Raw genomic sequence first — 16,663 nt, forward strand, 5'->3', positions numbered from 1 at the left:
GTGACCGGGTTGCTCGGCCCCTCCCGGGTGGCCCCGACCCCCTGGCGCAACGGTGCCGGAGCCACCCGGGAGCTCGCGACCGGGACAGAAGCGGCCGGCCGGGTCCTGTGGCGCATCAGCGTGGCCGATCTGGACCGCGACGCGCCGTTCTCGACGTTCCCGGGGCTCGATGGCCTCTTCGTCGCGCTCGGCCCCCTGCGGCTGACGGTCAACGGGCGGCAGCAGCGGCTCGCGGCCGGCGACCAGGCGCGGTTCGCCGGCGAGGCGCCGGTCGCGGTGGCCCTCGACACGCCCACCCGGGCACTCAACGTGATGACGCGACGGGGCGTGTGCCGGGCGCAGGTGACCCTCCGGCTGGCGGCCGCCCCTCGCCTCGCGGCCGACGCCACCGTCCCGCTGGACAAGCTGGCCGCCGACGTACGACTCTTCAAGGAACCCGATGACTGACACCGTTTCCTCCCTGCTCGCCGAAATCGCAGACGTCGGCACGGACCCCCAGCGCGGCGGCTACACCCGGCCCGTCTACTCCAGTGCCGAACTCGACCTGCGCTCGTGGTTCGTCGCCCACGCGCAAAAGCGCGGGCTCGACGTCGAAACCGACCGCAACGGCATCATCTGGGCCTGGCACGGCGGCGTCGGGGACGGGGCCGTCGTGACCGGCAGCCACCTCGACTCCGTCCCGGGCGGCGGCGCGTACGACGGCCCCCTCGGCGTGGCCTCGGCGCTGGTCGCCTTCGACCAACTTGACGCCCGCGGCGCTGCCGGGCGGCGCGCGATCGCCGTCTTCCCCGAGGAGGAGGGCTCCCGCTTCGGCGTGGCCTGCCTCGGGTCACGGCTCCTGACGGGCGCGATCGACCCCGCTCGGGCCCGGTCGCTGACCGACACCGACGGCGTCACCTTCGCAGAGGCGGCCCGGCGCACTGGCCTCGACCCCGCACACCTCGGCCCGGACCCCGAGACGCTGGCGCGGATCGGCACCTTCGTCGAGCTGCACATCGAGCAGGGGCGCGGCCTCGTCGACCTCGACCGGCCGGTGGCAGTCGCCTCCTCGGTCCTCGGGCACGGACGCTGGCGCATCGCCATGTCCGGCGAGGGCAACCACGCCGGCACCACCCTCATGGCCGACCGGCGTGACCCCATGGTGGCCGCGGCACTGCTGGTGACCGAGGTGCAACGCCTCGCCCGCGCCGTCCCCGACGCCCGGGCCACCGTCGGCCGGCTCGTGCCCGTGCCCGGCGGCACCAATGTCATCGCCTCCCGGGTCGACCTCTGGCTCGACGTACGCCATCCCGACGACGCCGTCACCCGCCACCTCGTCGACGAGGTCGGGCGGGCCGCCGGCAGGCTCGCGACGGAGGAGGGCTGCACCGCGGAGGTGACCGAGGAGTCCTTCAGCTCCACCGTCGACTTCGATCCAGGGCTGCGCGACCGGCTCGCCGGCGTGCTCGACGCGGCGCCGCAGCTGGGCACCGGCGCCGGCCACGACGCCGGCGTCCTCAAGGACCACGTGCCGACCGCGATGCTCTTCGTACGCAACCCCACGGGGGTCTCGCACGCCCCCGCCGAGCAGGTGGAGGACGCCGACGCCGAGATCGGCGCCGCGGCGCTCGCCGGCAGCCTGGAGTCACTGCTCCGCCGGTGAGACGGAGGCGCAGCCCGAGGATGGGCGGGGAGTGCCGGGCGTGCCGCCGCGGCGAGCCCGAGTACTGCTTCCACACACGCCATGCGACCCAGAAGATGACGCCGGCCGACGGGCCGGACGCCGGCACCGAGCTGTCACCGGCCCTGGGCATCGGGGCGTTCGCGGAGAAGACCCTGGTGGCGGCCGGGCAGTGCACCAAGGTCGGCCCGGCGGCATGTCCCGCCGCGGTGAGGTGGTGGACCTCTGCCGGCAGGGCCGCCTGCCACCGCATGGTCACGGCGATCATGTGCACGCACGCCCACGACGACCACGTACGCGTCGCGCCGGCACTGCGGGAGCGGACCAAGGCTCCGGTCCTGCTGCACCCCGGCGACCGGCCGCTGTGGGAGCTCACGCACGGCACCGGTGAGCAGGGCGAGCTCTGGGACGGGGACCTGGCCGACGGGCAGCTCCATCGAGGTCGCCGGACGACACTGCGGATCCTGCACACACCCGGGCACGCCCGCAGCGCGGTCTGCCTCCACGCCCCGACCTGGGCTGCGTGTTCACCGGCGACACCCGGTTCAACGGCGGCCCCGGCACGACCGGCCGGTCCTACTCCGGCCGGCCCGTTCTCGAAGACTCCATCCGGCCCGCTTCACCCTCCCCGAGGAGACCGTCGTCCACTCCGGACAACGGCACCGTCGTCCACTCCGGACACGGCGAGGACACCACCATCGGCGACGAACGCGACTCGTTCCAGGTTGCGACGGCAGGAGCCTCGAACTGTCTCCGCGCGGCTGAGGTTGCTGCCTTCCGCAGTGACCTGGACGGCGGCCTCAGTTGGTGCCGTCGGGGAAAGCAATCACGGAGAGGAAGCGGATCGGTAGGTCCACCAGTTCGACGGGGCCGTGGGCTCCCTCGCCGTCGAGGATCAGGGTATCGCCCGGCTTGAGGCGGTAGACACTGCGTCCGTGGCCGTAGTCCATCACGCCTTCCAGCATGTAGATGAACTCGGTGCCGGGGTGCTGGAAGAGTGGATAGGTCTGGCTCTTCGCGGTGAGAGTCACGAGCAGGCACTCGAGACGCTTGTGCTCACCGCGAAGGGACCCGAGGAGCTTGTAGTCATGCCCCACCTGGCTGCCGTTCCGAACGATCGGTGTGCCTCGCCCGGCCTTCACATAGGAGGCCGGGCGCTCGGCGTCGGCTCCGCGGAACAGCGAGGTCACTGGAATGTCGAGGCCTTTGGCCAGCAGGGAGAGCGTGCTGAGGCTGCACGAGGTCTGGGCATTCTCGATCTTGGAAAGCATCGCTTTGGAGATACCGACCTTGGCCGCCAGGTCGGTGACCGAAAGCCCGCGCTGACGGCGCAGTTCACGTACGTTGCGGGCGATCGCTGCCTCGAGTTCGAGTGTCTCGATCGGCTCGTCGGCATGGCGGTCGCGTGCCGTGCCGACGTTGCGCAGCAGCGCGTTCGCATCTTCTCCCATATGTACACCCTAACGTCACAGCGTCCACTGCCAGTGGCCGCGGCTCTGCCGGCCCGCACCGTAACGGGAGTCGTGCCCACTGCGGTTGTCAGGCCGACGAAGGCGTGGACACGGCCGCCGCCGCCTCGAAGAGTGCCCGCCGGAACAACCGCGCGGCCGGGGTGAGCGTCCGTGGTTCGGCGACGTGCATCACGGTGGTCGGGGAGGGGCGATCCGGGCCACTCGGACCGACGAGGGCATGAGTGACGAGACCGACTCCGGCAGCAGCGTGAATCCCACGCCCGCGGCGATGAAGCCGAGCGCCGTCTCCTGGTGGACGACACGGGTCCGCACGCGAGGGAACGGCATACCGTTGAAGATCGATCGGCCCGACCTCCGCCACGAAGCCGGGCATTCCTTCGGTAGGCAGGCGACGATCTGTTCTACGCAGATTAGCCGTTCGAGACCCTCGACCTCGCCGAACTCGGCCTGGAGGCCGGCCAGGTCGGCCTCTCGGGGGCGTGGACCACCGTCAGGGCCGCCGACGCCGGCCCGGCGCGGACCGCCGGTGACATCGTGCAGGACGAGCACGGCCCGGGCGCCAAGGCGCTGGCCGACTTCCTCGCGTCGAAGAAGTTCATCTGGGGCAGGGGGAGTCAAAGAACAATGACTGAGACTGGATTCTCCTCGACCACGTCGTCGGCGCTGCCGGGAAGCCGAGCTTCGAGCTGCTGACCATAGCCAGACGGCTTGGCGAGCCCTCTGCCGCCTTCATCGGCGACGCCGATCAGGCCGCCACCGCCGCCGAGGCCGTCAAGATGTACGGCGCCGGCAAGGTCTGTGCGATCGAGAACACCGAGATGATGGGCTGCCTCGTGGCCCCGAAGGCCGAGGCCGCAGCAGCTCGCCGCCGCCACCGGGCGGGCGGAGCAGTGACCGAAACCCGCCCTTAATTCGGCGTGTGAGCGTCCCGTAACACCCGACCGGTCTACTGCAGTGAAACTTCGTTTCCTTCTGTGGGCCCGCCGCCTGTGGGACCCACCGATCCACTCCGCGGAGCGTGCGCATGGACACCGGAAGTACCGCCTGGATGCTCGCGAGCACGGCACTCGTCTGTCTGATGGTGCCGGGGCTGGCCCTCTTCTACGGCGGGATGGTCGCCGCGAAGAGCGTCCTGAATATGATCATGATGACATTCGGAGCCGTCTCCCTCGTCGGCTGCATCTGGGTGGTCTACGGCTTCTCGGCCTCCTTCGGCGACTCGATCGGCGGCGCCGGACTACTCGGTGACGTCACCGAGTACTTCGGTCTGAGCGGTGTGATGAAGGACGACCCGAAGGCGGTCATCCCGCTCTCGGTGTTCGCCGCCTTCCAGGCCCTGTTCGCGGCCCTGACCGCCGCCCTGATCTGCGGGGCGATCTCGGACCGCATCAAGTTCGGCGCCTGGATGGCCTTCACCGGGATCTGGGTGACCTTGGTCTATCTGCCGGTCGCCCACTGGGTGTTCGCCTTCAACGGCAAGGGCGTCGTCGGCGGCTGGATCGTCAACAGGCTCGGCGCCATCGACTACGCCGGCGGCACGGCCGTCCACATCAACTCAGGTGCCGCGGCACTGGCAGTGATCCTCGTCCTCGGCAAGCGCCTGGGCTGGAAGAAGGACGGAGGGGCGGAACGGCCCCACAACCTGCCCCTGGTGATGCTCGGCGCGGGCCTGTTGTGGTTCGGCTGGTTCGGCTTCAACGGCGGCTCCGCCCTCACCTCCTCCAACGCCGCGTCCGTCGTCGTCCTCAACACCTTCACCGCGACCTGCTCGGCGATGCTCGGCTGGCTCCTCGTCGAAAAGCTCCGCGATGGCCACTCCACGAGCTTGGGCGCCGCGTCGGGCGCGATCGCCGGACTGGTCGCCATCACCCCGTCCTGCGGGGCGGTGTCCCCGGTCGGCGCGCTTGTCCTCGGAGCGATCGGCGGTGCGGTCTGTGCGCTCGCCGTCGGCCTGAAGTACAAGTTCGGCTACGACGACTCCCTGGACGTGGTCGGCATCCACCTCGTCGGCGGCATCACCGGAACCCTGCTGGTCGGCGTCCTGGCCACCTCGGACGCCCCCAACGGCGTCGACGGCCTGCTCTACGGCGGCGGCTCCTCCTTGCTGGGCAAGCAGGCCGTGGGCGCCTTCGCCGTCCTGCTGTACTCCTTCGCCGTCACCTGGCTCATCGCCAAGGCGCTGGACAGGACGATGGGCCTGCGGGTGCGGCCCGAGGTCGAGGAGGGTGGCGTCGACGTCCATCTGCACGCCGAGAGCGCCTACGACCTCCTCCACCCCGTGGCCACCGGTTCAGCGCCCGCCGTCTCCTCGTCTCCGACGCTCTAGGAGCATGCCACTGCCGTGGCACGCCCGCAGTCTGCCCCGAGGGTTTGCCGCACGGTGTCAGCTCCGTGTTCTCGGCCTGCTGCGCCCAGGCCCTCGTACTGGATGTACTTGGACCTGGGCCAGTGTGCGGCGAGGCTGTGTACATGGTGTCTCCGGGGCAGCCCGGCAACCAGCAGCAGGCCGCGCCCGCCGATGACCTGCTGTGACGGGGTCATCGGCCTCTTGCGTACGGCTCATGGCCCGGGCCGGGTCCTGAGTCAGGCCGAGGTGGCCGTCGGGTTGTTGTTCCTGCCCTCCAGCCATTCCACGTAGTTCCTGGAGGCACTGCTGCCCTGCTTGCCGGGCGAGAGCTTCACGACGGCGTGGTCCTTCTCGGGGTTCCCACTGAGGTACGCCTCGGTCAGGACGTAGGGCAGGCCGTCCACCCGGAACCTGATGCTCCCGTCGGGATACGCGCTGACCCGGACCCTCCGCCCGTCGGGAAGATCGACGTCTTGGGCGAAGTGCGCCTTGACGGGCTGATCAGCCATACAGACCTCCGGGTCATACAGGCTCGATGGGGGCGGTCAGCGTACCGTCAGCGCCCAGTAGCCCACTGGGACTTGAGGCAACTCCCGGCAACCGGCAGGAGACCCTCTTCAGCGGGTCACCGGCCGAGTGCTTCTCAGGCGCCCCCGGTGTCGATGACGCAGAACCGGTTGCCGTCCGGATCGGCCAGCACGACGAAGTCGGCGTCCTCCGGGTACAGGTCCCAGTCGACCCGCCGCGCGCCGAGCCCCAGCAGTCGCCGCACCTCGGCGGCCTGGTCGGCGGCATCGCCCGCGTACAGATCGAGATGCACCCGCGGGTGCTCCTGGAGAGGTGTCTCGCTCAGCCCCAGCGACAGCCGCGGCCCGGCGGCCCCGTCCGGCGGCACGAGCACGGCCCAGTCGTCCTCGATCCCGTCCCTCGCCACATAGCCCAGCGCCTTCATCCAGAAGGCGGCGGCCCGCCCCACGTCGGACACACCCAGCACGACGGACCCGATACTCAGCACCCCCCGATTGTGTCCGCCCCGGCCACGGCCCGCCACGCGTCCACGAACTCGCCCACACCGCCGAACCGTCCACCCGGCACCGGGCGGGTGGCCCGCCGTACCACGTCCCGCTGGGCCGGCGTTCCCCGCCACGCGCGTTCCTCGTCGCCCGCGTCCAGCAGCAGCCGTATGGCGCGGCCCAGCACGAAGACGGTCGTCCGCACATCGACGACCGCCCCGCGCCGGAACTCCTCGGGCGCCATGAACCGCCGGGAGCCCGGCAGCCGCTCCTCGCGCAGGACGAACGGGCAGGGCCGGTACTCGTCGAGGTCGACCAGGTGCACCGCCCGCCCGGCGAAGTCGTACAGCAGACACCCGTCGTAGAAGTCGACCGCGACGTACCCGGCCGCCTCCACCGCGAGGTGGGCGTCCAGCACCCGGTCCAGGACGCGCAGGACCTCGGGAACCGGCAGCGCGCGAAAGCGCGCCATCGCACTGCCCGGGCTCGTACGGTCGCCGCGTCCGTCCACCGTCGCGTGGTACAGCACCTCGCCCTCCCGCCACGGCATCACGGCGGCGACCCGGCCCCCGTCCACCGCGATGCGGTGGACCTGGGGCACGATCACCGGATGACACACCGCGCGGTGGAACGCCCAGGCGCGCTCCAGCGAGCGGCACGCCCCCTCGGTGACCGCCTCCTTGACGAACCACCGCTCGCCGTCCGGCAGCCGCACCCCGTACGACACACACCCGGAGTCCTGCCGGCGGAACGCGCGGAAGACCTCGCCCACACGGCGCAGACACGGCTCCAGGACGTCGATCGCGGACAGGCCGAGCAGCGGATGCCCCATGCCGGGCTCAGGCTCAGGACACTAGGACCGTGTGGCGGTCCCGCACCCGTCACCCGCGGCCCGAATGTGTTGGTCGATCGGTGTGCTGCGGTCGTACGGATCGACCTCGGCGCCGGGTGTGCCGGTCGGCTGTTCCGCCCCGAATGCCGGCGCGAAGTAGCCGGTGTGGGTGCCGCAGCCGCCGTTGGTCATGTCGAGTTTGTAGGAGACGAGCGAGAACGTTCCCGGCTTTGTGATCACCTTGGCCGGATCGTCCCAACTCATCACCACCTCGCGCCGTACGATCGTGCGCACGACCTCACCGCTGCCCGGCGCTGCGCGTGTGACCGGGTAGACAAAGGTGACGTCGGCGGTCACCTGGAGCGCACCGCGCTCGCCCTCCCGATAGGTGATCCGGCCCCGGGTCTTGACCACGTCTCCGACCAGGCGTGCTTGCGAGGTCTGGAAGCGGCTGAACAGCAAGAGCGGGTCGTTCTCTTCGCCGGGTGTCCGGAACGCGGCCTTCAGGAAGGCCTGGACGTCCTGTTGATGCGGGTTGATCAGCGTGATCGCCTTCTCGGGGCGCTCGCCCCGCAGTACTCCGGGATCCAGGCTGGAAGCGACCAGGAAGGCCCGGCTCTGTTCAAGAGCCCGTTCCACCTGGGCCGCACTCATCCATCCGACCGCTTTGGCCTCCGGCACCGTGATCCCTGCCGAACCGCTCGCCCAGCGCGCCGCCGGTGATCCCCTGAACGGTTCGTCGAGGGTAGGCCGTAGGGCCGGCTCTGCCCCAGGCGCGTGTTCCGGGCGCCCGGTCTCGGCCCCCAGCGGCCGAGCGTCCGAACTTTCCCCGCCGAACAATCCGACGATCCGCGCCGGGGCGAGCGCCACGGCCAGCAGCAGTCCCAAAGCCAGAAGTCCGGCCACGTACCAGCCCTTCCGCCGCCCGGACCGGGCGGGCGTGTAGGTACGCCAGCCCGCTGGGCGGTCGGGCTCCTCACGCAGGCGGTTCGCCACGCTGCGGGCGCGCGCCGACGGCTCCGTGGGCGCATCGGTGACACCCGTCACCGACTCGCGCAGGAACCGCTCCCATTCTTCGTCGGATATGAACGAACCATCTTTTCCCCCACCCGCGCCCACGCCGAACTCCCCGTCCTGCAGCCACTGCAGCCCCTCCTCAGAGCCACGTCGGCATGATTGCACAGCGTCATCGGGAACAACGAGGGGACGGCCAGGGACGGCACTTCACGAATCTCGAGATCCCCGGCATCTCCAGCCGCTTGACGATCCATAGGAGCTTCAGAGTCAAGCTCAGGACGAGTCGCGCTGCACCAGCCGCGTGGGCAGGACCACCTGACGCCGCTCCAGGCTCCGTGAGGCCGCCGGGCGGCGGTCGGCTATCTCGTCGAGGAGCAGGTCGATCATCGCGCGGCCCATCTCCTCGATCGGCTGGCGCACGCTCGTCAGGGGCGGGTCCATGTGGCGGGCTATCGCCGAGTCGTCGTAGCCGACCAGCGCCACGTCGTCGGGAATGCGGCGGCCCGCCTCGCGCAGCACCTGGCGCGCGCCCGCCGCCATCACGTCCGACTCCGCGAACACCGCGTCCAGGTCCGGGCAGCGGGCCAGGAGTTCGGTCATGGCGCGGCGGCCGCCCTCCTCCGTGAAGTCACCGGGCGCGATCAGGGCCTCGTCCACCTCGCGGCCGGCGTCCCGCAGCGCGTCCCGGTAGCCCTCCACGCGCCGCTGCGCGCCGTACACGTCGAGCCGGCCCGCGATCGTGGCGATGCGCGAACGGCCCCGGGCGATCAGGTGCTCGACGGCCGAGCGGCCGCCGCCGTGGTTGTCGGAGTCCACCGACGGCAGGGGCTCGTCCTGCGAACGCGGGCCGCTGATCACCGCCGGGATCTCCAGCTGGGCGAGAAGGTCGGGCAGCGGGTCGTCGGCGTGCACCGAGACCAGCAGGACGCCGTCCACCCGGTGGGCCGCCAGGTACTGGGCCAGCCTGCGGCGTTCCCGGTCGTTGCCCGCGAAGATCAGCAGCAGTTGCATCTCCGTGTCGGACAACGCGGCACCCACACCGCGCAACATGTCCGAGAAGTACGGTTCTGCGAAGAATCGGGTCTCCGGCTCGGGGACGACGAGGGCGATCGCGTCGGTGCGGTTGGCGGCCAGCGCCCGTGCCGCGGTGTTGGGCACATAGCCCAGCTCCGCGACGGCGGCCTCGACGGCGGCGCGCGTCGCATCGCTCACCCGCGGGGAGCCGTTGATCACCCGGGAGACCGTGCCGCGGCCGACGCCTGCGCGCGCGGCCACCTCTTCGAGGGTCGGCCGGCCCCCGCTGCGGCCCCGCACTCCGTGGCTTGCCATTGGCCCCGCCTCCCGTCGTCACCACCCCGGCCTGGAATGTAACAGCCCCGTCCGACACCGCCGATCGCCCCGGGGGCCGCCGGGCCCGGAGCCGGGCCCGGCCGAGGCGGTCGCCCGGCCGAGGCGGTCACCCGCCGGCCCAGTTAACGTCCCGATAACTGAACACATCTCCCCCCGTCCGCTCCCTTGACACCCCCGCACGAACCCGCGACTCTTCAACACATCACTTGTGGGAGCGCTCCCACAGTACCTGACACATACACGTCCCGCACGTTCCCCGCCCGAGCCGCAGCGAGTACGAACGGGCCCAACCAATGCAGTTGGCCGGGGGGTCGGCACGTCAGGCAACAGGAGGACACATGCGCACGAGTACCCGCCGGTCCCACAGGCTGGCGGCCTTCGCGGCCGTCGCCGCGCTGGCCACGGGGCTGCTGGCCGGCTGCGCCAATGACTCGGGCGACAGCTCGTCGGACTCGAACGGTGGTGGAGGCGGCAAGGGCAAGACGACGCTGACGATAGGCACCTTCGGCGTCTTCGGCTACAAGCAGGCCGGCCTGTATGACGAGTACATGAAGCTCCACCCGGACATCACCATCAAGGAGAACGTCACCACCCGCACCGACGTGTACTGGCCCAAGGTCCTCACCCGCCTGCAGGCCGGCTCCGGCACCGACGACATCCAGGCGATCGAGGTCGGCAACATCACCGAGGCCGTGCAGACGCAGGCCGCGAAGTTCGTCGACCTCGGCAAGGAAGTCGACACCTCCCAGTGGCTGCCGTGGAAGACGGCGCAGGCCACCACCAAGGACGGCAAGACGATCGGGCTCGGCACCGACATCGGCCCGATGGCCATCTGCTACCGCAAGGACCTCTTCCAGAAGGCCGGCCTGGAGACGGACCGCACCAAGCTCGCCGCGCAGTGGAAGGGCGACTGGGCCAAGTACGTCGGCCTCGGCAGGCAGTACATGAAGAAGGCGCCGAAGGGCACCAAGTTCGTGGACTCCGCGTCCTCCGTCTACAACGCGGCCCTCGGCGGCGCGACCGAGCGGTACTACGACAAGGACGGCAACGTCATCTGGGACAAGTCCTCGGGTGTGAAGACGTCCTGGAACGTCGCCATGGACGTGGCGACGAGCACCATGTCGGCCAAGCTGAAGCAGTTCGACCCCACGTGGGACCAGGGCTTCGCCAACGGCACCTTCGCGACGGTGGCCTGCCCGGCCTGGATGATCGGCTACATCGAGCAGAAGTCCGGTGAATCCGGCAAGGGCAAGTGGGACGTGGCGGCTGCGCCGACCGCGGCCAACTGGGGCGGCTCCTTCCTCGGCGTGCCGACGGCGGGCAAGCACCAGAAGGAGTCCATCGCCCTGGCGAAGTGGCTGACCGCGCCCGAGCAGCAGGCGAAGGTCTTCGCCAAGCAGGCCAGCTTCCCGTCGACCCCGTCGGCGTACGCGAACCTGAAGCCGCAGGCCGACACCACGGCGTACTTCTCGAACGCGCCGATCACGCAGATCTTCTCCGACTCGGCGAAGACCATCCCGACCCAGCACTTCGGTATCAAGGACCAGCCGATCGGCTCCGCGATCACCGACGTCGGCATCCTCCAGGTCGAGCAGAAGGGCAAGACCCCGGCCCAGGGATGGAGCGCGGCCACCAAGGAGATCAAGGACGTGCTCGGCCAGTGACCAGCTCCAAAGAGGCTCTCGCGCACCCCGCGTCGAGCGCCGAGACCGCGTCCGGCAGGCAGCCGGGCGCGGTCCGGGGCGCTCAGGGTCGCGGTACGCCGCCGGCCGGCCCCGGCTCCTGGCGCAGCCGGCTGTACCGCTGGGACATGAAGGCGTCACCGTACGTCTTCATCACACCCTTCTTCGTCGTCTTCGGGGCCTTCTCGCTGGTCCCGCTGCTGTACACGGCCTGGTACTCGCTGCACCACGTGCAGTTGTCCGCGCTGGACCACCAGACCTGGGCGGGCCTGGACAACTACCGCAACCTGTTGTCCTCGGACTTCTTCTGGAACGCCCTGAAGAACACCTTCACCATCGGTGTGATCTCGACCGTGCCGCAGCTCATGGCGGCGATCTGGCTCGCCCATCTGCTCAACTACCGGCTGCGCGGCTCGACCGTCTGGCGGGTCGTGATGCTCACCCCGTACGCCACCTCGGTGGCGGCGGCGACACTGGTCTTCACGCTGCTGTACTCCTGGGACGGCGGCATGATCAACTGGCTGCTGCACTTCGCCGGTGTCGACCCCGTCAACTGGCGGGAGTCCGACTGGGGTTCGCAGTTCGCCGTCTCGTCGATCGTGATCTGGCGCTGGACCGGCTACAACGCGCTGATCTACCTCGCGGCGATGCAGGCGATCCCCACCGACCTGTACGAGTCGGCGGCCCTCGACGGCGCGGGACGCTGGCAGCAGTTCCGCCATGTGACCATCCCGATGCTGCGGCCGACGATCCTGTTCACGGTGATCGTCTCCACCATCGGCGCCACCCAGCTGTTCGGCGAGCCCCTGCTGTTCGGCGGCGTGAGCGGCTCCAAGGGCGGCTCCGAGCACCAGTACCAGACGCTCGGCCTGTACATGTACGACCAGGGCTGGATCATCGGCAACCTCGGCAAGGCGTCGGCGATCGCCTGGTCGATGTTCCTGATCCTGCTGGTGGTGGCCGTGATCAACATGCTGTTCACCCGACGGCTGAGGAAGTCCCTATGACCACAAGTGACCTGACTCTCCCTCAGGCCCGGCCGAGTGCGGGGGCGAAGGGCGGCCGGGGCCCCCGGCGCCCCCGGGTGATGGGCGCCGGCAAGCAGCTGGACGCGGGCCCGGTCACCTATGTCGTGCTGACCGTCTTCGCGCTGGTCTCCCTGGCGCCGCTGGTGTGGACGGCGATCGCCGCCTCGCGCACCGACCGGCGGCTCGCCGAGACGCCACCGCCCCTGTGGTTCGGCGGGAACCTGTTCAAGAACCTGCAGGCCGCCTGGGAGCAGGCCGGGCTCGGCACCGCGATGGTCAACTCCACGCTCGTCGCGGGCACCATCACCGTGAGCACGGTCCTGTTCTCCACGCTCGCCGGCTTCGCCTTCGCCAAGCTGCGGTTCCGGTTCTCCGGCGCCCTGCTGCTGCTGACCATCGGCACGATGATGATCCCGCCGCAGCTGGCCGTCGTACCGCTGTACCTGTGGATGTCCGACCTCGGCTGGTCCAACCAGTTGCAGACCGTCGTCCTGCCGACGCTGGTGACCGCCTTCGGCACGTTCTTCATGCGGCAGTACCTGGTGCAGGCGCTGCCCACCGAACTGATCGAGGCGGCGCGCGTGGACGGCGCGAGCAGTCTGCGGGTCGTGTGGCACGTGGTCTTCCCCGCGGCACGGCCCGCGATGGCCGTACTCGGGCTGCTGACCTTCGTGTTCGCCTGGAACGACTTCCTGTGGCCGATCATCGCCCTCAACCAGCAGAACCCGACCGTGCAGGTCGCGCTCAACTCCCTCGGCACCGGCTACGTTCCCGACCAGGCGGTGATCATGGCGGGGGCCCTGCTCGGCACGCTGCCGCTGCTGATCGCCTTCCTGCTGTTCGGCAAGCAGATCGTGGGCGGGATCATGGCGGGTGCGATCAAGGGCTGATCCTCCCCCACGTCCGGCCTCGTCGGCGCGGGGAAGTCCCCGTCGCCACCGCCCACAGCCCCTGGGGCCGGGTCACCACCGCCCCGGCCCCTTCGCCCTGTTCCTCCCCTACCACCGTCGGTCTCCACGACCATCAATGGGAGCGCTTCCATGTCTGAGCCCGTTCCGTCCGTGACGTTTCCTCCCGCCTTCCTCTGGGGCGCGGCGACCTCCGCGTACCAGATCGAGGGGGCGGTACGGGAGGACGGCCGCACCCCCTCCATCTGGGACACCTTCAGCCATACGCCGGGCAAGACCGCCGCCGGTGAGACCGGTGACATCGCTGTCGACCACTACCACCGCTACCGCGAGGACGTGGCGCTGATGGCCGAGCTGGGCCTGACGGCGTACCGGTTCTCGATCTCCTGGTCGCGTGTGCAGCCGACCGGCCGGGGGCCGGCGGTGCAGCGGGGCCTGGACTTCTACCGCCGGCTGGTGGACGAACTCCTCGCCCACGGCATCAAACCGGCGATCACCCTCTACCACTGGGACCTGCCGCAGGAACTGGAGGACGCGGGCGGCTGGCCGGAGCGGGACACGGCGTTCCGGTTCGCCGAGTACGCCCGGCTCGTGGGCGAGGCGCTGGGCGACCGCGTGGAACAGTGGATCACCCTGAACGAGCCGTGGTGCAGCGCCTTCCTGGGCTACGGCTCCGGGGTGCACGCCCCGGGCCGCACGGACGCGGCGGCGTCGCTGCGCGCGGCCCACCATCTGAACCTGGCCCACGGCCTCGGCACCTCCGCGCTGCGGTCCGTGATGCCGGCCCGCAACTCGGTGGCGGTGAGCCTCAACTCGGCCGTGGTGCGCACGGTGTCGCAGGACCCGGCCGACCTGGCGGCGGGCCTGAAGATCGACGACCTGGCCAACGGCGTCTTCCACGGCCCGATGCTGCGCGGGTCCTACCCCCGGACGCTGCTGGAGGCGACCTCGTCGATCACCGACTGGTCGCACCTCCGGGACGGCGACCTGGAGGCGATCCACCAGCCGCTGGACGCGCTGGGCCTCAACTACTACACGCCGACCCTCGTGTCGGCGGCCTCGTCGGCGGACGCGAGCACCCGCCGCGCGGACGGTCACGGCCTGAGCGAGCACTCGCCCTGGCCGGGCGCGGACGACGTGGCGTTCCACCACACATCGGGTGAGCGCACGGAGATGGGCTGGTCCATCGACCCCACGGGCCTGCACGAGCTGATCATGCGGTACACGCGGGAGGCACCGGGCCTGCCCCTGTACGTGACGGAGAACGGCGCGGCCTACGACGACAAGCCGGACCCGGACGGCCGCGTCCACGACCCGGAGCGGATCGCCTACCTGCACGGCCATCTGTCGGCGGTCCGCCGGGCCATCGCGGACGGTGCGGACGTCCGCGGCTACTTCCTCTGGTCGCTGATGGACAACTTCGAGTGGGCGTACGGCTACGGCAAGCGGTTCGGGGCCGTGTACGTGGACTACGCGACGCTGGCGCGGACCCCGAAGTCGAGCGCGCGCTGGTACGGGCGCGCGGCGCGGACGGGGGCACTTCCGCCGCTGGAGGACTGAGTCGTCCGGGGCGCGGCACACAAGAGGGGAGTGCCGCGCCCCGGGCGGGTCCACCGGGGGGGGGCGGGGTTCCGGTGCGCCATCCGGGCCGGAGGTGGAGCGGGCAGCCTGTGCGGGCTCCGCCGCCCGAGCCCGCCCGAGCGCGCCCGAGCCCGCCCGAGCGCGTACGGCGCGCGTCCCGGCCGGATGGGGGGCAGGCCGGCCGGGGCGCGCGTCCCCCGTTGCCCGGTGGCCCGGTGTCACGCGCGGACGCCGGTCACTTGTACGCGCCGAACGCCTTCGAGAAGGCGAACGGGTCCTGGACGATCGAGCTGCATGTCGCGTCCGCGGTGGGCTTGGCACCGCCGGAGCACTGCTTGTCCCGGGTGGCCGACCACATCGACAGCCAGCCGAGGCCCTTGGACCTGGCGAAGTTCACCAGCTGGGTGGCGTCGTCGACCTTGAAGACCTCGGCGGAGACGTCGTTGACGCCGATCATCGGGGTGACCGCGACCGCCTTCCAGGCGGCGGCGTCGGACAGACCGAGGACGCTCTTGATCTGGGCCTGGGTGGCGGTCGCGGCCTGCTCCGCGTAGGTGCCCATGTCACCGCTGTAGGAGGCCCCGTAGTCCATCGCCATGATGTTGACGGCGGAGATCTTCACGCCGTTGGACCTGGCGTCGGAGAGCAGGTTCACGCCGTCCTGGGTCAGGCCCTCCGGCATGACGGGCAGGGTGAACGAGACGTCCAAGCCCGGGTGTTGCTGCTGGAGTTCGGCGATGGCCTGGGCACGGCGGGTGTTCGCGGCCGTGTTCGGCAGCGCGCCGCCCTCCACGTCGAAGTCGACCTTGGTGAGCCTGTACGCGTCCACGGCCTTCCCGTACGCCGCGGCCAGCGCGTCCGCCGAGGTGCAGGTCGTGGCCAGCTCCGAACCGGAGGCGCCGCCGAAGGAGACACGGACGTCGCCGCCCTTGGCGCGCAGGGCGCCGATCTGCGCGGCCACCGCGTCGGCGCCGAGGTCGGTGACGCCGCCCCACTTGGGTGTGCAGCCGCCGCCGTCGGTGACGAACGCCAGGTTGTAGTCCTTGACCCCCGTGGCGTCGGCGGAGGCGACCAGGTCGAAGGCCGGGTAGAGGGATGTGTCGACGTACGGGGCGAAGCCGGCGGCGGGCGTGCCGGTGCCGGGGGTCCCGGACGGGGAGGGCGCCGCCGTCGGGGCCGCAGTGCCGGTGGGCGTCGCGGACCGGGTGGGGGCCGGGGAGCCGGTGGGGGCCGGGGAGCCGGTGGGGCGGCCGCTCGGCTCGGGTGTCGTGCCGTCGTCGGCGGAGCACTTCGCGCCGTCGATGAGGCAGCCGACCGGGTCGCCGGAGCCGTTCACGACGAAGCCGACGGTCACCGACTCGCCCGCGGCCAGCCCGTCCTTGTCCCACGACGGCGGCTTCACGGTGACGTGCTGTCCGCTCACCGTGGACGTGCCGTTCCACAGAGAGCCGAGCCTCGCCCCGGAGGGCAGGTCGAACCGCAGCGTCCAGTCGCCCTCGGCCTGACCGCTGTCGTTGGTGACGACGTACTGCCCGGTGTAACCCGTCGACCAGTCGCTGGTCCTGGTGTAGACGGCGCCCACTCCTGCGGCGTGTGCGGTGCCGGTGAGCACGAGCGCGCCGCCGCCGACCACGGCCGCGGCGACGAGGCCGCCCATCGCCTTGTTCCGGCCGCTCACCCTGCGCCGGTGCGTACTGCTCATCGCGTGCCTGCCTTCGTCCTCACGGTGGTGGAATCGGCAGCACGCTAGCGACCCGGAACCGGACAACACGC

17 protein-coding genes and 1 pseudogene are annotated in these 16,663 nt (G+C 70.8%); 10 read left to right on the forward strand and 8 right to left on the reverse strand.

Going from position 1 to position 16,663, the window contains the following annotated elements; all coding sequences use genetic code 11:
- From ACZ79I_RS14845 to ACZ79I_RS14860, 4 genes and pseudogenes are all read left to right on the forward strand, one after another.
- Positions 1-447, forward strand: a complete 447-nt coding sequence (locus ACZ79I_RS14845; RefSeq protein WP_471497726.1) for a HutD/Ves family protein — start codon at positions 1-3, stop codon at positions 445-447.
- The gene (locus ACZ79I_RS14850) at positions 440-1,642 is read left to right on the forward strand and encodes an allantoate amidohydrolase (RefSeq protein ID WP_471497728.1); all 1,203 of its coding nucleotides are present in this window, start codon (positions 440-442) and stop codon (positions 1,640-1,642) included. The genes ACZ79I_RS14845 and ACZ79I_RS14850 overlap by 8 nt, the downstream gene beginning before the upstream one ends.
- A gap of 26 nt (positions 1,643-1,668) precedes the next feature.
- Positions 1,669-1,869 (forward strand): annotated as a pseudogene (locus ACZ79I_RS14855) (S-(hydroxymethyl)mycothiol dehydrogenase); the annotation flags it as partial.
- A gap of 57 nt (positions 1,870-1,926) precedes the next feature.
- A complete protein-coding gene (locus ACZ79I_RS14860; protein WP_471504966.1) occupies positions 1,927-2,511 on the forward strand; it encodes an MBL fold metallo-hydrolase in 585 nt (194 codons plus the stop codon).
- On the opposite strand, the gene ACZ79I_RS14865 is transcribed toward ACZ79I_RS14860, so the two are convergent.
- Positions 2,461-3,111 carry a helix-turn-helix domain-containing protein gene (locus tag ACZ79I_RS14865; RefSeq protein ID WP_471497730.1) on the reverse strand — a complete coding sequence of 217 codons (651 nt, stop codon included), beginning with the start codon at positions 3,109-3,111 and terminating at the stop codon, positions 2,461-2,463. The two genes, ACZ79I_RS14860 and ACZ79I_RS14865, sit on opposite strands and share 51 nt — an antisense overlap.
- Positions 3,112-3,300: 189 nt before the next feature.
- Positions 3,301-3,459, reverse strand: coding sequence for a hypothetical protein (locus ACZ79I_RS14870; RefSeq protein WP_471497732.1), 159 nt, complete (start codon positions 3,457-3,459; stop codon positions 3,301-3,303).
- A 368-nt stretch (positions 3,460-3,827) separates the two neighbouring features.
- Between ACZ79I_RS14870 and ACZ79I_RS14875 the strand changes: the two genes are divergently transcribed.
- The gene (locus ACZ79I_RS14875; protein WP_471504969.1) at positions 3,828-4,043 is read left to right on the forward strand and encodes a hypothetical protein; all 216 of its coding nucleotides are present in this window, start codon (positions 3,828-3,830) and stop codon (positions 4,041-4,043) included.
- Between the two features lie 113 nt (positions 4,044-4,156).
- Positions 4,157-5,458 carry an ammonium transporter gene (locus tag ACZ79I_RS14880; RefSeq protein ID WP_471497734.1) on the forward strand — a complete coding sequence of 434 codons (1,302 nt, stop codon included), beginning with the start codon at positions 4,157-4,159 and terminating at the stop codon, positions 5,456-5,458.
- Positions 5,459-5,715: 257 nt separating this feature from the next.
- On the opposite strand, the gene ACZ79I_RS14885 is transcribed toward ACZ79I_RS14880, so the two are convergent.
- The 5 genes from ACZ79I_RS14885 to ACZ79I_RS14905 all read right to left on the reverse strand — a co-directional run bounded on the left by ACZ79I_RS14885 (position 5,716) and on the right by ACZ79I_RS14905 (position 9,670).
- On the reverse strand, positions 5,716-5,988 hold the full coding sequence (locus ACZ79I_RS14885; protein WP_471497736.1) for a hypothetical protein: 273 nt from the start codon (positions 5,986-5,988) through the stop codon (positions 5,716-5,718).
- Positions 5,989-6,122: 134 nt separating this feature from the next.
- Positions 6,123-6,494, reverse strand: coding sequence for a VOC family protein (locus ACZ79I_RS14890; RefSeq protein ID WP_471497738.1), 372 nt, complete (start codon positions 6,492-6,494; stop codon positions 6,123-6,125).
- Positions 6,488-7,324, reverse strand: coding sequence for a serine/threonine-protein kinase (locus tag ACZ79I_RS14895; RefSeq protein WP_471497740.1), 837 nt, complete (start codon positions 7,322-7,324; stop codon positions 6,488-6,490). The genes ACZ79I_RS14890 and ACZ79I_RS14895 overlap by 7 nt, the downstream gene beginning before the upstream one ends.
- Positions 7,325-7,345: 21 nt before the next feature.
- Complete coding sequence (locus ACZ79I_RS14900) at positions 7,346-8,443, reverse strand: hypothetical protein (RefSeq protein ID WP_471497742.1); 1,098 nt, start codon at positions 8,441-8,443, stop codon at positions 7,346-7,348.
- A gap of 171 nt (positions 8,444-8,614) precedes the next feature.
- Positions 8,615-9,670 (reverse strand): LacI family DNA-binding transcriptional regulator, encoded by a 1,056-nt coding sequence (locus ACZ79I_RS14905; protein WP_471497744.1) that lies wholly within the window; start codon positions 9,668-9,670, stop codon positions 8,615-8,617.
- Between the two features lie 359 nt (positions 9,671-10,029).
- Here ACZ79I_RS14905 and ACZ79I_RS14910 point away from each other — a divergent pair, with 359 nt between their 5' ends.
- From ACZ79I_RS14910 to ACZ79I_RS14925, 4 genes are all read left to right on the forward strand, one after another.
- Complete coding sequence (locus ACZ79I_RS14910; RefSeq protein ID WP_471497746.1) at positions 10,030-11,355, forward strand: ABC transporter substrate-binding protein; 1,326 nt, start codon at positions 10,030-10,032, stop codon at positions 11,353-11,355.
- Positions 11,352-12,380 (forward strand): carbohydrate ABC transporter permease, encoded by a 1,029-nt coding sequence (locus ACZ79I_RS14915; RefSeq protein ID WP_471497748.1) that lies wholly within the window; start codon positions 11,352-11,354, stop codon positions 12,378-12,380. The genes ACZ79I_RS14910 and ACZ79I_RS14915 overlap by 4 nt, the downstream gene beginning before the upstream one ends.
- Positions 12,377-13,291 (forward strand): carbohydrate ABC transporter permease, encoded by a 915-nt coding sequence (locus ACZ79I_RS14920; RefSeq protein WP_471497750.1) that lies wholly within the window; start codon positions 12,377-12,379, stop codon positions 13,289-13,291. The genes ACZ79I_RS14915 and ACZ79I_RS14920 overlap by 4 nt, the downstream gene beginning before the upstream one ends.
- Before the next feature lie 150 nt (positions 13,292-13,441).
- A complete protein-coding gene (locus tag ACZ79I_RS14925; RefSeq protein WP_471497752.1) occupies positions 13,442-14,869 on the forward strand; it encodes a GH1 family beta-glucosidase in 1,428 nt (475 codons plus the stop codon).
- Between the two features lie 256 nt (positions 14,870-15,125).
- Here ACZ79I_RS14925 and ACZ79I_RS14930 read toward each other — a convergent pair whose 3' ends face one another.
- The gene (locus ACZ79I_RS14930) at positions 15,126-16,592 is read right to left on the reverse strand and encodes a glycoside hydrolase family 18 protein (RefSeq protein WP_471497754.1); all 1,467 of its coding nucleotides are present in this window, start codon (positions 16,590-16,592) and stop codon (positions 15,126-15,128) included.
- Between the last annotated feature and the right edge of the window lie 71 nt (positions 16,593-16,663).

It is taken from the genome of Streptomyces sp. PSU-S4-23, from assembly GCF_055632315.1.

Bases quoted from the DNA above. Each gene is read 5' to 3' on its own strand.
- ACZ79I_RS14850 (WP_471497728.1), top strand. From the start codon at position 440: ATGACTGACACCGTTTCCTCCCTGCTCGCCGAAATCGCAGACGTCGGC.
- ACZ79I_RS14860 (WP_471504966.1), top strand. From the start codon at position 1,927: ATGTGCACGCACGCCCACGACGACCACGTACGCGTCGCGCCGGCACTG.
- ACZ79I_RS14865 (WP_471497730.1), bottom strand. From the start codon at position 3,111: ATGGGAGAAGATGCGAACGCGCTGCTGCGCAACGTCGGCACGGCACGC.
- ACZ79I_RS14870 (WP_471497732.1), bottom strand. From the start codon at position 3,459: ATGCCGTTCCCTCGCGTGCGGACCCGTGTCGTCCACCAGGAGACGGCG.
- ACZ79I_RS14880 (WP_471497734.1), top strand. From the start codon at position 4,157: ATGGACACCGGAAGTACCGCCTGGATGCTCGCGAGCACGGCACTCGTC.
- ACZ79I_RS14885 (WP_471497736.1), bottom strand. From the start codon at position 5,988: ATGGCTGATCAGCCCGTCAAGGCGCACTTCGCCCAAGACGTCGATCTT.
- ACZ79I_RS14895 (WP_471497740.1), bottom strand. From the start codon at position 7,324: ATGGGGCATCCGCTGCTCGGCCTGTCCGCGATCGACGTCCTGGAGCCG.
- ACZ79I_RS14905 (WP_471497744.1), bottom strand. From the start codon at position 9,670: ATGGCAAGCCACGGAGTGCGGGGCCGCAGCGGGGGCCGGCCGACCCTC.
- ACZ79I_RS14910 (WP_471497746.1), top strand. From the start codon at position 10,030: ATGCGCACGAGTACCCGCCGGTCCCACAGGCTGGCGGCCTTCGCGGCC.
- ACZ79I_RS14920 (WP_471497750.1), top strand. From the start codon at position 12,377: ATGACCACAAGTGACCTGACTCTCCCTCAGGCCCGGCCGAGTGCGGGG.
- ACZ79I_RS14925 (WP_471497752.1), top strand. From the start codon at position 13,442: ATGTCTGAGCCCGTTCCGTCCGTGACGTTTCCTCCCGCCTTCCTCTGG.
- ACZ79I_RS14930 (WP_471497754.1), bottom strand. From the start codon at position 16,592: ATGAGCAGTACGCACCGGCGCAGGGTGAGCGGCCGGAACAAGGCGATG.